Raw genomic sequence first — 12,865 nt, 5'->3', positions numbered from 1 at the left:
CGCGCGAGGCGGGCGCCCGCAAACGTTGGGGGGACGGCGCCGGCTGCCGGCGCCGTCCGTCCCGTCAGTCGTCCGACTTGGCGGCGAGATACTTCTCGAGCCAGTGGATGTCGTACATGCCGTTGGCGATGTCCTGGTTGTCCACCAGGTCGCGGAACAGCGGGATCGTCGACTGGATGCCGTCGACGACGAACTCGTCGAGGCAGCGCCGCAGCCGCATCATGCACTCCACCCGGTTGCGGCCGTGCACGATCAGCTTGCCGATCAGGCTGTCGTAATGCGGCGGGATCCGGTAGCCCTGATAGACGCCGGAATCGACGCGCACGCCGAGGCCGCCGGGCGGGTGGTAGTAGCTGATCTGGCCGGGCGAGGGCGCGAAGGTGCGCGGGTTCTCGGCGTTGATGCGGCATTCGATGGCGTGGCCCTCGAACAGCACGTCCTCCTGGCGCAGCGTCAGCTCGGCGCCCGAGGCGATGCGGATCTGCTCGTTGACCAGGTCGATGCCGGTGATCATCTCCGTCACCGGATGCTCCACCTGCAGGCGGGTGTTCATCTCGATGAAGTAGAACTTGCCCTCTTCGTAGAGGAACTCGATCGTGCCGACGCCGCGGTATTTCAGCTTGCGCATGGCATTGGCGACGATCTCGCCGATCTCCTTGCGCTGTGCCGCGTTCAGAGCCGGGGAGGGAGCCTCCTCCCACACCTTCTGGTGACGGCGCTGCAGCGAGCAGTCGCGTTCGCCCAGATGGATCGCGTTGCCCCGGCCGTCGCCCAGCACCTGGATCTCGATGTGGCGCGGCTTGCCGAGATACTTCTCCATGTAGAGCGCATCGTCGCCGAAGGCGGCCTTGGCTTCCGAGCGGGCCGTCGACAGCGCGGTGTCGAGGTCCTTTTCGGTGAGCGCCACCTTCATGCCGCGTCCGCCGCCGCCGGCGGCGGCCTTGACCAGCACCGGATAGCCGATCTCGCGGGCGATCGCATGGGCATCGTCGCTCGGCGTCACCGCGCCGTCGGAGCCCGGAACCACCGGGATGCCCAGCTCCATCGCGGTCTGCTTGGCAGCGATCTTGTCGCCCATGATGCGGATATGCTCGGCGGTCGGGCCGATGAAGGCGATGTTGTGCGCCTCCAGGATCTCCGCGAAGCGGGCGTTTTCGGACAGGAAGCCGTAGCCGGGGTGGACCGCGTCGGCACCGGTGATCTCGCAGGCGGCCAGCAGCTGCGGGATGTTGAGGTAGCTGTCGCGTGCCGGCGGCGGGCCGATGCAGACGCTCTCGTCGGCAAGGCGCACATGCATGGCATCGGCATCGGCGGTCGAGTGCACGGCCACCGTCTGGATGCCAAGCTCCTTGCACGCGCGCAGGACCCGCAGCGCGATCTCGCCCCGATTGGCGATCAGGATCTTGGAGAACATGGGCTCGGTCCCCGTCACTCGACGACGACGAGGGGCTCGCCGTACTCCACGGGCTGGCCGTCTTCGACGAGGATCGCGGTTACCCGTCCGGCGCGCGGCGCCGGGATCTGGTTCATGGTCTTCATCGCCTCGACGATGAGCAGCGTGTCGCCGGCGGCAACCGTGTCGCCGACCTCGACGAAGGCGCGCGCGCCCGGCTCCGGCGAGCGGTAGGCGGTGCCGACCATCGGCGAGGTCACGGCGCCGGGATGGTTCGCGGCCTCGGCGGCGGCGACCGGTGCGGGCGCGGCGGCTGCGGGAGCTGCGGCGCGGCCGATGGAGACCGGGGCCTCGACGGTGACCTGACGGGCGACGCGGACGCGGAAGTCGTCCCGCTCGAGCTCGATCTCGGTCAGATTGGTCTCGTCGAGCAGCGCGGCGAGCTGGCGAATCAGGTCCTGGTCGAGCTGGTTTTTCTTTTCCGACATGGGCTTGTCTTGATCTTTTCGTGGTTGTTCGGGCGTCATGCGCCCGCAGGTCATGGCCTGATGACGGTCGACAGCGCTTCCAGCGCCAGCCGGTAGCCCGTCGGGCCGAAGCCGCAGATCACGCCGAGCGCGACCGGCGAAACGTAGGAGCGGTGGCGAAACGCCTCGCGTGCGTGGACGTTGGACAGATGGACCTCGACGGTCGGGATCTGTGCCGCCCGGATCGCGTCGTGAAGCGCCACCGAGGTATGGGTATAGGCCGCCGGGTTGATCACCAGGCCCTGGGCGACGTCGCCCGCCTCCTGGATCCAGTCGACCAGCACGCCCTCGTGGTTGGACTGGCGGAACTCGATGTCCAGATCGAGATCCTCGCCGACATCGCGGCACAGCCGCTCGATATCGGCCAGCGTCGCCGTTCCGTAGGTGGAAGGCTCCCGGGTTCCGAGCCGGTTGAGGTTCGGTCCGTTGAGGACATAGATCGAGGCGGACATGCAATCCTCTTCAAGGGTCCCGGCGCGGATCTTCCGGAACCGGGAAGTCCGGCCTCCGGAACGTGGCGCTGGAGCCCGACAAGGGGCGACGCGCCGCATCCTGGCGCCGCGTCACGATACCTCGCCTCTTATAGGCACTCGCGCGGATGAGGAAAAGACCTGATCTTGCCGCTCGGCTGTGCGCGGGCACCGCCCGCAGGGCAGGGCGCGGCCCCGTTGCCGGGACCGCTTGGCGCCTTTGCCCACAAGGTCAGCAGGTCGCCTGGCCGCAATTGCGCATGGCCGAGATCTTGCCCTTGAGCTGGTCGTAGCCGACCGCGCCCATCACCACCTCGTCGCCGATCACATAGGACGGGGTGCCGGTCAGGCCGAGCCGGTTGGCGAGCATGTAGACCTCCTCGATGGCGGTGTTCACCTCGCTCTTGCCCAGCGTCTCCTCGACCTTGGCCGTGTCGATGCCCGCGGTCTTGGCCGCGGCCAGCGCCGCCGCCTTGTTGGCCTGGCCGCGCAGGCCCATCAGCTCGCGGTGGAAGTCGTGGTACTTCTCCGGCGCGACCATGTTGACCGCGACCGCGACCTGCGCCGCCTCGACCGAGCCCTGTCCCAGAACCGGGAATTCCTTCAGGACGATGCGCAGCTTGTCGTCTTCTTCCAGCAGGCGCTCCATGTCGGCCATGGCCCGCTTGCAGTAGCCGCAATTGTAGTCGAAGAACTCGACCAGCGTGACGTCGCCCTCGCGGTTGCCGAGCTCCACCTGGCGGGTGGAATCGAACAGGATGTCGGCAACGCTCGACAGCGCGTCGGAGCGGGCCTTGTTGGCGGCGGCGACCTCGCGGCGCTCCAGCTCCTCCAGCGCCTCGCGGATCACTTCCGGGTTCTGGATCAGGTACTCGCGCACGATGGTCTCGACGTCGCCGCGCTTCAGCGGCGTGTCCTGGGCGAGCGCCATCGGCGACATGAGAATCGCCAGCATCGCGGCGGCGGCCAGTACGAGTTTCTTCATTCGGGTCTCCAGCGGCCGGGCCCTGCCGGCGTGAGTGCCTTGCATCCTTGCGGCGCGGTCACGACCGTCCGGGGAGCTTCGGGGGTTTATAGGATACGATATCATCGGCTTGCAGCCATGCGGGCGTGCCCCGCTTCAAATTTTTTTGTGCACGGGCGGCGTAGCGCCTGGCAGCCTCGAAATCCCCGCGTGCCATCAGGCCGCGCGCGGTCGCCACGTCCGCCTCCGCCGTCTTGCCCTGGCGCCCGAGCGCGATGGCCAGCTGCGAGTAGCCGATGGGCGAGTTCTCGTCCACCTGCAGGCCGGCCTTGAGGATCTTCTCGGCCTCCGGCAGCAGCGAATTGTCGTTCGCCGCCACCAGCGCGAAGCCCAGCCAGATCTGGAACTGCGCCTCGCGCGGGCGCAGGCTCAGGGCCTGGCGGAACGGGGCGATCGCCGCTTTCGGATTGCCCGATTCCAGCAGCGCCTGGCCTTTCAGCTCGTGGAAATAGGGATTGTCCGGCTGCCGGCGGATCAGCTTGTCGATGGCTGCCACCGCTTCCTTGCGGCTGCGGGTGCGCATGGTGACCACGGCCCGCGCGTATTCGGCCGGCAGCGAGCTGTCGGAGCGCGGGTAGTCGCGTGCCACCGTGTTCGGATGGGCGGTGAAGGCGATCAGCTTGGCGCGCACCATGTCGTGGCGGGCCTGCAGCTGCGGGTCTTCCGGCGCGTCCCAGTACGGGCTCTGGCGGGCCACCGTCTCCAGCTGGGTCAGCCGCTCGCGCGGCATCGGGTGGCTCTGCGCGTAAGGATCGGTGTACTGCGCCGAGAACAGGGTCTGGTCGGCGAAGCGGGCGAAGGTCTTCAGCATGCCGCGCGCCGACTGGCGGGTCTTCTGCAGGAAGGTGAGGGCGGCTCGGTCGGCAATCGATTCCTCGCCGCGCCGATAGGCGAGCAGCGAGCGTTGGGCGAGGCCCGCACCGGCGGTCAGCGCGCCGGCGCCGCCTTGCGCGACGCCGCTGGAACCAGAGCTGGAGCCGGCGACGACGGCGCCCGCGCCCAGCACCGCGCCGATCACGGCGATGATCTGGGCATTGGCCAGCGCCTGGCGCAGCCGCACCAGGTGGTTGCCGGTGATGTGGCCGGTCTCGTGCGCCAGCACGCCGATCACCTCGCCGGGCGTTTCCGCATCGGTGATCACGCCGACATTGATGAAGATGCGGCGGGCGTCGGCGACGAAGGCGTTGAAGTCATTGCGGTTGACCAGGACGATATCGACCTGCTGGCGGGCGATGCCGGCCGCGTCGAAGATCGGCCCGGCATAGTCGCGCATCAAGGCTTCGGTCTCCGCGTCGCGCACCAGCGGGATGCCGCCTTGCGCGTGCACGGCCGTCCCCATCGGCCCGAGCGCCAGCACGCCGGCCATCACCAGCGTCGCCGTCCGGCGCGCCAGCGTGCGCGTGGAGGGCGCCGCGTCTGCACGGCGGGCCGCGAGCGATCCTGCGGCGGATCGGTCGAGCGAGCGGAAGGACCCCATCTTCTGCCTCTTGCCTGTTCTCTTGACCTGTCGCGCCGCGCCCGGGTCCACGGGCAAAATCCCGCCCCGGTACATGCCGAGCCTCGACAGCGGCGCGCGCGAAGGGTAGGGAGCCGGTGAAGGGCGGTCAACCGCTCCGCCAGGCCCCTTGGCTTTCGTCTAGACGCGGCAAATGCGGCGCGAGATGGGCAGGCGGGGCGGCTTTGCCGCAGATTGCCGTCAAGACCGAACACAGGACGTTTTTCATGTCGCATCCTTCCCGCCGGTCAGAAGTCGAGCCGTTCCTTGCGATGGACGTGCTCTCGCGCGCCAACACCCTGGAGGCGGAGGGCCGGCGCATCCTGCACATGGAGGTCGGCCAGCCGGGCGCATCGGCGCCCGCGCCGGTGCTTGCGGCGGCCCGTGCGGCGCTGGAGGGCGGGCGCATCGGCTATACCGAGGCGCGCGGGCTGCTCGGCTTGCGGCAGGCGATCGCCGGCTATTATCGCGACACCCACGGGCTCGACGTGCCGCTGTCGCGGATCGTCGCCACCACCGGCTCTTCGGCGGGCTTCAACCTCGCCTTCCTCGCCGCCTTCGATGTCGGCGACCGGGTGGCGATCACCGCGCCGGGCTATCCCGCCTATCGCAACATCCTCAAGGCGCTGGGGCTGGTGCCGGTCGAGATCGAGGTCGGCGCCGACACCCGCTGGGCCCTGACGCCGGAGCTGCTCGAGGCGGCCCACCGCGAGGCGCCGCTCAAGGGCGTGCTGGTCGCATCGCCGGCCAATCCCACCGGCACGATGATGACGCCGCAGGCGCTCAAGGCCTTGAGCGATGCCTGCGAGGCACTCGATATCCGCTTCATCTCCGACGAGATCTATCATGGCCTGGTTTTCGACGGCGAGCAGGAGACGGCGCTCTCCTTCACCGACAAGGCCATCGTCATCAACAGCTTCTCCAAATACTACTGCATGACCGGCTGGCGCATCGGCTGGATGGTGCTGCCGGAGGACCTGGTGCGCCCGGTCGAGCGCATCGCCCAGAGCCTCTACATCTCGCCGCCGGAACTGTCGCAGCGGGCGGCAGCCGCCGCCTTCGATGCGCGCGACGAACTGGAGGCGGTGAAGGCCGGCTATGCCCGCAACCGCGCGCTGCTGCTGGAGCGCATGCCGCAGCTCGGCTTCACCGAGCTGCTCCCCGTCGACGGCGCCTTCTACCTCTATGCCGGCATTCGCCCCTTCGCCAATGACAGCCTGGCCTTCGCCTCGCGTCTGCTGGAGGAAGCCGGCATCGCGGCGACGCCCGGCCCGGACTTCGATCCGGTCAACGGCCGCTCCTACATGCGCTTTTCCTTCGCCGGCGATCACGCGGTCATCGCCGAGGCCGTCGAACGGCTCGCCGACTGGCTGCCAAAGGCGGGGTGAGGGGCTCCTTCGTTCCTGGAGCGGTGGCGGGGGTACGCCCGCGCTAACCTCATACACAGAGTGTCATCCCGGTTTCGGCGCAGCCGAAGACCGGGATCCAGTACCCCCGAACGGTTCGGCTCGGACCTCGGAATTGCCGCGAGCGAGTATCGCCATGGTGGAAGACGCCTTTGCGCTATCGCGTGCTCCGGCGGATACTGGATACCTGCCTTCGCAGGTATGACAGCGGTGGAGGTGGCGGCGGGCTCTCGCCTCACCCCCGCTGAAGTTGCAAATGGGTCCCGGCTCTCCGGCTTCGCCTGCGGCCGGGATGACCTCCGAGAAGGAGGCGCGGCCCCGCATCCCCTCTGCCGTCACTCCGCCCTCTGCCGTTACGTCACACTCCGCCGTCACCCCGGACGAGCATCGCGAGATCCGGGGCCCATTGGTTCCCAGAGCGGTTGCGAGGACGCGCCCGCGCAAACCCGCGCTCAGGCTGTCGTCCCGGTTTCGGCGCAGTCGAAGACCGGGATCCAGTAATCCCGAACGGTTCTATTCAAGCCCCGGCGTTGCCGCGCGCGCCCCGCGTCGAAGCTGGGGTACCGCTTGCGCACCACCTCCGCCCGCCAAAACTGTCCGTATCTGTCGCGGGCGAGGGCCTTGCGACAGACCGTTACAGCTTGCCTGTTGCCGGCGTCCCGTGCCTCTGCCACGCCTTGGCGCAGAGGAGGCAGACCAGTTCGGAGAGCAACATGCTTCGCGTCCTGAAAACCCACGGAACCACTTTCACCATCGTTCTTTTCGCCGTCTCCGCCGTGTCCGGCGTCGCCCTGTTCTTCCACTGGGGCTCCGCCGCCTTCCATGGCATGCACGAATGGCTTTCCATGGTGCTGCTCGCGCCCGTCGTCGTGCATCTGTGGCGCAACTGGCCGGGCTTGTCCGGCTATCTGAAGCGCCGCCAGCTTCTCGTTCCCGCTGTCATCGGCATCGCTGCCTCGCTGGCCTTCGCCGTCCCGGCGCTGACGGCGGGTGCCAGCGGCGGCAACCCGATGCGCGCCGCTCTGTCGGCGATCGAGAACGGCACCGTCGCCGAGGTCGCCCCGCTCTTCGAGCTGACGCCGCAGTCCCTGGCGCAGCGTCTTGCAGCAAAGGGCTACCAGGTGGCGCCGGACGGCGACCTCGCCTCCGCCTCGCTGGCCGAGATCGCCAGCGCCTCCGGCAAGCCTGCCGGTCCCGGCCTGATCGCCGATGTGGCATTTGCAGGTGATGCTACGCCCTGATGCGGGGGGCGGGGACAAGTTTCACGGGGCCCCGGGGATAGAGCGCCAAGGCGGCCGGCAGGCGAGGGGCCTGCCGGGGCCGTTTATCCCCGCCGCCGGCCGGCTGGGGGTGTCCCACCGATTTTGCGAGCGCGTCTCGATTTTTGCCGATTTCGAGACGGGATTTTGCAAAATCCGTCTCAAAATTTCGCAAGGCCTCGCACAAACGAAAACGGCGCCCGGATATCCCCGGGCGCCGTCGTCATTTCAGTGGTGCAAAGATCAGAAGAAACCGCGGCGCTGCCACCAACCGGACCGCTTCGGGCCGTCCGGGTCGGTTTCCTCGCTGCTGCCGTCGCTGGAGACGGTCTCGCGCACCACGACAGGCTCGCTCGGCGCGGCCGGCTGGGCCGGAGCCTCGGGCTCGACAGGTTCGGAAGCCTCTTCCGCGACGGCCTCCACCGGAGCCTCTTCGGCCACGGTTTCGCTCGTCTCTTCAACAGGTTCCGCGGCAGCGGCGACGTCCGCGACCGGCTCGTCCGCAGGCGTCTCGACCTCGGGGGCCGGTGCCTCGGGAGCCGCATCGGCCTCGCTTTCGCCCGCCGGCTCGGCAGCGGTCTCGCTCGTCTCGGCAACGGTCTCGCTGACGGCTTCGGCCGGAGCCTCGTCCGTGCTCGCCGTCTCTTCGGCAGCCGTCTGGGCGGCCACCGGCTCGCTCACGCTGTCCCCGGTCGCGGCATCGCTGTCGCTGTCGTCGGCCTCATCCGAGGCCTGGGCGACGGCTTCGCCGTTCTCGTTCTCGCCGTTCTCGCCCTCGCCATCGCGGCGGCTGCGGCGACCGCCCCGGCGGCCACGGCGGCGCTTGCGGCGCGAGCGCTCCTCGTCGTCGCCATCTTCCTGGCGCTCGGCGGCGCTGACTTCGCCTTCGGTGTCGTTGTCGCCATCCTCATCGCCGTCCTCGGCATCGGCCTGGCGGGTCTGCGGCTGGTCCTCGTCGGAGCCCGAACGCCGGCGACGGCGGCGGCGGCGGCGCTTGCGGCCGCCGTTTTCGTCGTCGCTCTCGTCGCGGTCGCGGGCGGAGGAGGCGCGCGGGGTCTCCTCCTCTTCCTCTTCGACCTCGTCGATCTCTTCGGCTTCCTCGACCGTCATCGGCATGACGGTGGACGGCTGGATCATGCGCGGGGCCGCATCCGGGCGCGCGTCGATCGGCTCGCCGCGCTCCAGCACGTAATGCTGGCCGCTGTCCATGTGGCCGGCCTGGACCGTCACCTCGAGGCCGAAGCGGGCCTCCAGATCGGCCAGGTGGCCGCGCTTCTGGTTCAGGATGTAGAGCGCCGCCTCGGTCGTCGTGCGGACGATCAGATTGTGCGTCGCGCCCTTCAGCAGGTGGTCCTCAAGCGAGCGCAGCACATGCAGCGCCACCGATTCCACCGAGCGGATCATGCCCGTGCCGTGGCAGTGCGGGCAGGGCGTCATGGAGCTTTCCAGAACGCCGGTGCGGATGCGCTGGCGCGACATTTCCAGAAGGCCGAAATGCGAGATGCGGCCGACCTGGATGCGCGCCCGGTCGTTCTTCAGGCAATCCTTGAGCTTGCGCTCGACGGCCCGATTGTTCTTGTTCTCCTCCATGTCGATGAAGTCGATCACGATCAGGCCGGCAAGGTCGCGCAGCCGCAGCTGGCGCGCCACTTCCTCCGCCGCTTCCAGGTTCGTCTGGACGGCGGTGTCCTCGATATTGTGTTCGCGCGTCGACTTGCCGGAGTTGACGTCGATGGCGACCAGCGCCTCGGTCTGGTTGATGACGATGTAGCCGCCCGACTTCAGCGTCACCTGCGGCGAGAACATCGCATCGAGCTGGCTCTCGACCATGAAGCGCGAGAAGACCGGCGTCGCGTCCTTGTAGGGCTGGACGTTCTTGGCATGGCTCGGCATGAGCATGCGCATGAAGTCCTTGGCCTCGCGATAGCCTTCGTCGCCGGCCACCAGAACCTGGTCGATGTCCTTGTTGTAGAGGTCGCGGATCGAGCGCTTGATCAGCGAGCCCTCCTCATAGACGAGGTAAGGCGCCGACGATTGCAGCGTCAGGTCGCGCACATTCTCCCACAGCCGCATCAGGTACTCGAAATCGCGCTTGATCTCGGCCTTGGTGCGGCTGGCGCCGGCGGTGCGCAGGATCACGCCCATGCCCTGCGGCACTTCCAGCTCGGAAGCGATCTTCTTCAGACGCTTGCGGTCGGTCGGGGTGGTGATCTTGCGCGAGATGCCGCCGCCGCGGGCGGTGTTCGGCATCAGCACCGAATAGCGGCCGGCCAGCGACAGGTAGGTGGTCAGAGCAGCGCCCTTGTTGCCGCGCTCTTCCTTGACGACCTGCACCAGCAGGACCTGCCGGCGCTTGATCACTTCCTGGATCTTGTACTGCTTGCGGTGCTTGCGGGCGCGCTGGGGGAGCTCCTCCAGCGCGTCTTCCGCGCCGACCGACTCGACGTCGTCTTCGCCGTTCTCGGATTCCTCGGAGGCGACGGCCTCGCCGTTCTCCTGCTCGGCGGGCTTGGCGGCCTTGCTCTTGCGGCGCGAGGGGCGCTCGTCCTCATCGGCGCGGGCGGCCTCCGCTTCCTCTTCGTCGATGAGCGCCTGACGGTCGGCCATCGGGATCTGGTAGTAGTCGGGATGGATCTCGCCGAAGGCAAGGAAGCCGTGGCGGTTGCCGCCGTAATCGACGAAAGCGGCCTGCAGCGACGGCTCGACGCGCGTTACCTTGGCCAGATAGATGTTGCCGCGAAGCTGCTTGCGGTTCGCAGCCTCGAAATCAAATTCCTCGACCCTGTTTCCGCGCACCACGACGACCCGGGTCTCCTCCGGGTGCGCGGCATCGATAAGCATCTTGTTTGCCATTGATGGGTGTCTCCACGACCGTCGCGCCCGGGCGGCTTGTCACGCTCGTCCGGATCCGCGCGAGGGCGATCGTTCTGTTCTGCGGTGTGATGAAAGACGAAGGGGTGCTGCACCGCGCGGCGATCCGTCCGGACCCGGCGACGCCGATAGCGGCGGCCTCGTGTCCGTTTGGGATCGTCTTCGCGCATTGGTTCATTGCAGCGCCCAGTAAGCCATGTTGCGGCGGCCACTGCCTTGCGGCGGGCCGGATGTATCAGTCCTGTCGGCTGCCTGTCCGGGCGCTGAGGCGGCCTCGGTGGCAAGTCGAGACGGGGCTCCGGCCAGCCTTGCCGCCATCGTACGCCGGTTGCGATGAACGCAGCCGGACGCTCCATGCGCCTCGATCCGTCGCGAGCTTCCCACGGCGCCGCAGGGGGCGGGGCCGGAGGGCGCTACGGAGCGCCGGCCGGGACGCAAGCGTCCAGGATGCGGGGCGACCTCGATACGCGGCGCGTCATCACTGACGCGGGGCATCGCTGACGCGCGGCACCATCGACCGGATCCCGGTGTTCGGCCTTCGCCACGCAGACCGGGAACGCACGAATTCGATGGCCACCCTGCCGGGCGCCGCTGCCAAGTGATCGATCGCTGTTTACGAAAGCACAGTTGGCTTGACCGGACGCCGCCAGATGGCACCAGAACGACCCAGGTTGAATCAGATTCAAATCCCGGACCCGTCGCATTTCTTTTACGGTCGTGAAAGGCATATGGCAAGTACGCTTGCGGGGCGGGGGCGCGCTTTGCGTGCATTTGGGCGGGTTCGCCTCGCATCTGCGTACAAGGCGTCGTATCGTCAATGAAAGGTTAACTTGCGAGGGGCTACATCTTGCTGCAGTAAAGCGGCGGGGCGGGCAGAGACCGGCAAGAGGCATATCGAGTGACGATCTTCGCACGCATGACACGGCTGCTGGCGCTTGCTGCCGGCCTGGCGCTGCCGGCGGGGCCTGTCGCAGCCGAGACCGCCGTCGCGCAAGCCGCTGCCGCGGACGCCCAGACCAGCGGGCAGGCCGGCGGACCGGTGGTCGCGCGCGAAGCCCGCGTTGCCGGCGATGCGACGCGAACCCGCTTCATCATGGATCTGTCGGCGCCGGTGGAGTTCGCCGTCTCCACCCTGTCCGATCCCTATCGCGTGGTCATCGACCTGCCGCAGGTGCGCTTCGACCTGCCGCCGACGGCCGGTCAGGACGGGCGCGGACTGATCACCGCCTGGCGTTTCGGCATGTTCGCCGCCGGCAAGTCCCGCCTCGTCCTCGATGCGTCCGGGCCGGTTTCGGTCGACAAGTCCTTCGTGCTGCCGTCGGTCTCCGACCAGCCGGCGCGCCTGGTGCTCGATCTCGTCGGCACCACGCGGGAAACCTTCCTGGCGAGCGCGCAGGCGCCGGCCCCCATCGCCTCGCGCAAGGGCGACAAGCTGACGGCCGTGCGCCGCCGCGACAAGCCGCTGATCGTGCTCGACCCCGGCCATGGCGGCATCGACACCGGGGCGCGCGGCACGTCGGGCACGCTGGAAAAGGCGGTGGTGCTCGATTTCGCCCGGCTGCTGCGCGACAAGCTGGTGGCGACCGGGCGCTACGAGGTTCACATGACGCGGGATGAAGACATCTTCATTCCCTTGCGCGAGCGGGTCCACATCGCCCGCGAGATGGAAGCGGACCTGCTGTTGTCGGTTCATGCCGACTCGGTGCGAATCGGCCGCGAGCAGGTGCGCGGCGCCGGCGTCTACACGCTGTCCGAGAACGCCAGCGACGAAATTGCCGCAGCTCTTGCCGAGCGCGAGAACCGCTCCGACGTGATCGCCGGTATCGACCTTGCCAACGAGCCCGACGACGTCACCGACATCCTGATCGATCTGGCGCGGCAGGAGACCAAGAAGTTCTCGTTCCTGTTCGCCCGCACGCTGGTGAACGAGCTGCGCGGCACGGCGCAGCTGATCAAGAATCCCCAGAGATCCGCCGGTTTTCGCGTGTTGACGGCGCATGACGTGCCGTCCGCCCTGGTCGAGCTCGGCTATCTGTCGAACCGTCTCGACGAGAAGCTGATGACCACCGACGAGTGGCGCGGGCGCATGTCACAGGCCCTTGTTGCGGCGATCGACGGCTATTTCGGACGGCGCTTCGGCGATGGCGCGATGCAGATGTCGCGCACCACGGCGGGCCATGCGGCGGCCGAGGCGGAAGAGCAGGTCGAGTAGAGACGCAACGTCCGCCTCAGCATCGCCATATTGGTCAAGGATGGAGGTGGGGTTGCGGGGCATGCCCCAGGCGGTTCGCCGCAATGCGGAACCAGGGGACGTCGAGGTCCGAATCCGCTATTGCGAGGGGACGCGAACGGGGGCATGACGGCGGGGCAGCCAATCGCGCCAGGCGCATCGGCCGCGCGGACCGGCAAGCTGCCGGGGC

9 protein-coding genes are annotated in these 12,865 nt (G+C 68.3%); 3 read left to right on the top strand and 6 right to left on the bottom strand.

Annotation, left to right across the window (positions count from 1 at the left end; genetic code table 11):
* Positions 1-64: 64 nt before the first annotated feature.
* The 5 genes from accC to H7H34_RS12315 all read right to left on the bottom strand — a co-directional run bounded on the left by accC (position 65) and on the right by H7H34_RS12315 (position 4,780).
* On the bottom strand, positions 65-1,414 hold the full coding sequence (gene accC, locus H7H34_RS12335) for an acetyl-CoA carboxylase biotin carboxylase subunit (RefSeq protein ID WP_120267654.1): 1,350 nt from the start codon (positions 1,412-1,414) through the stop codon (positions 65-67).
* 14 nt (positions 1,415-1,428) lie between these two features.
* Positions 1,429-1,881, bottom strand: a complete 453-nt coding sequence (accB, locus tag H7H34_RS12330; RefSeq protein WP_185925342.1) for an acetyl-CoA carboxylase biotin carboxyl carrier protein — start codon at positions 1,879-1,881, stop codon at positions 1,429-1,431.
* 50 nt (positions 1,882-1,931) lie between these two features.
* Positions 1,932-2,372 carry a type II 3-dehydroquinate dehydratase gene (aroQ, locus tag H7H34_RS12325; protein WP_067215835.1) on the bottom strand — a complete coding sequence of 147 codons (441 nt, stop codon included), beginning with the start codon at positions 2,370-2,372 and terminating at the stop codon, positions 1,932-1,934.
* Between the two features lie 250 nt (positions 2,373-2,622).
* Complete coding sequence (locus H7H34_RS12320) at positions 2,623-3,375, bottom strand: DsbA family protein (RefSeq protein WP_120267656.1); 753 nt, start codon at positions 3,373-3,375, stop codon at positions 2,623-2,625.
* A gap of 58 nt (positions 3,376-3,433) precedes the next feature.
* A complete protein-coding gene (locus H7H34_RS12315; protein WP_199681093.1) occupies positions 3,434-4,780 on the bottom strand; it encodes a M48 family metalloprotease in 1,347 nt (448 codons plus the stop codon).
* Between the two features lie 356 nt (positions 4,781-5,136).
* Between H7H34_RS12315 and H7H34_RS12310 the strand changes: the two genes are divergently transcribed.
* Complete coding sequence (locus tag H7H34_RS12310) at positions 5,137-6,297, top strand: pyridoxal phosphate-dependent aminotransferase (RefSeq protein WP_185925340.1); 1,161 nt, start codon at positions 5,137-5,139, stop codon at positions 6,295-6,297.
* A 731-nt stretch (positions 6,298-7,028) separates the two neighbouring features.
* Positions 7,029-7,556 (top strand): DUF4405 domain-containing protein, encoded by a 528-nt coding sequence (locus H7H34_RS12305; RefSeq protein WP_185925339.1) that lies wholly within the window; start codon positions 7,029-7,031, stop codon positions 7,554-7,556.
* Between the two features lie 261 nt (positions 7,557-7,817).
* On the opposite strand, the gene H7H34_RS12300 is transcribed toward H7H34_RS12305, so the two are convergent.
* Positions 7,818-10,427 carry an Rne/Rng family ribonuclease gene (locus H7H34_RS12300; protein ID WP_185925338.1) on the bottom strand — a complete coding sequence of 870 codons (2,610 nt, stop codon included), beginning with the start codon at positions 10,425-10,427 and terminating at the stop codon, positions 7,818-7,820.
* A 916-nt stretch (positions 10,428-11,343) separates the two neighbouring features.
* Between H7H34_RS12300 and H7H34_RS12295 the strand changes: the two genes are divergently transcribed.
* A complete protein-coding gene (locus H7H34_RS12295) occupies positions 11,344-12,657 on the top strand; it encodes an N-acetylmuramoyl-L-alanine amidase (protein WP_371811390.1) in 1,314 nt (437 codons plus the stop codon).
* Positions 12,658-12,865: the final 208 nt, after the last annotated feature.

Source organism: Stappia sp. 28M-7 (assembly GCF_014252955.1).
In the GTDB taxonomy this organism is placed as follows: domain Bacteria; phylum Pseudomonadota; class Alphaproteobacteria; order Rhizobiales; family Stappiaceae; genus Stappia.
This window is presented reverse-complemented; position numbering and strand designations above follow the sequence as displayed.

What these genes read in the sequence shown, in the direction of transcription:
- accC (WP_120267654.1), bottom strand. Translation starts at nt 1,414, where the DNA reads ATGTTCTCCAAGATCCTGATCGCCAATCGGGGCGAGATCGCGCTGCGG.
- accB (WP_185925342.1), bottom strand. Translation starts at nt 1,881, where the DNA reads ATGTCGGAAAAGAAAAACCAGCTCGACCAGGACCTGATTCGCCAGCTC.
- aroQ (WP_067215835.1), bottom strand. Translation starts at nt 2,372, where the DNA reads ATGTCCGCCTCGATCTATGTCCTCAACGGACCGAACCTCAACCGGCTC.
- H7H34_RS12320 (WP_120267656.1), bottom strand. Translation starts at nt 3,375, where the DNA reads ATGAAGAAACTCGTACTGGCCGCCGCCGCGATGCTGGCGATTCTCATG.
- H7H34_RS12315 (WP_199681093.1), bottom strand. Translation starts at nt 4,780, where the DNA reads ATGGCCGGCGTGCTGGCGCTCGGGCCGATGGGGACGGCCGTGCACGCG.
- H7H34_RS12310 (WP_185925340.1), top strand. Translation starts at nt 5,137, where the DNA reads ATGTCGCATCCTTCCCGCCGGTCAGAAGTCGAGCCGTTCCTTGCGATG.
- H7H34_RS12305 (WP_185925339.1), top strand. Translation starts at nt 7,029, where the DNA reads ATGCTTCGCGTCCTGAAAACCCACGGAACCACTTTCACCATCGTTCTT.
- H7H34_RS12300 (WP_185925338.1), bottom strand. Translation starts at nt 10,427, where the DNA reads ATGGCAAACAAGATGCTTATCGATGCCGCGCACCCGGAGGAGACCCGG.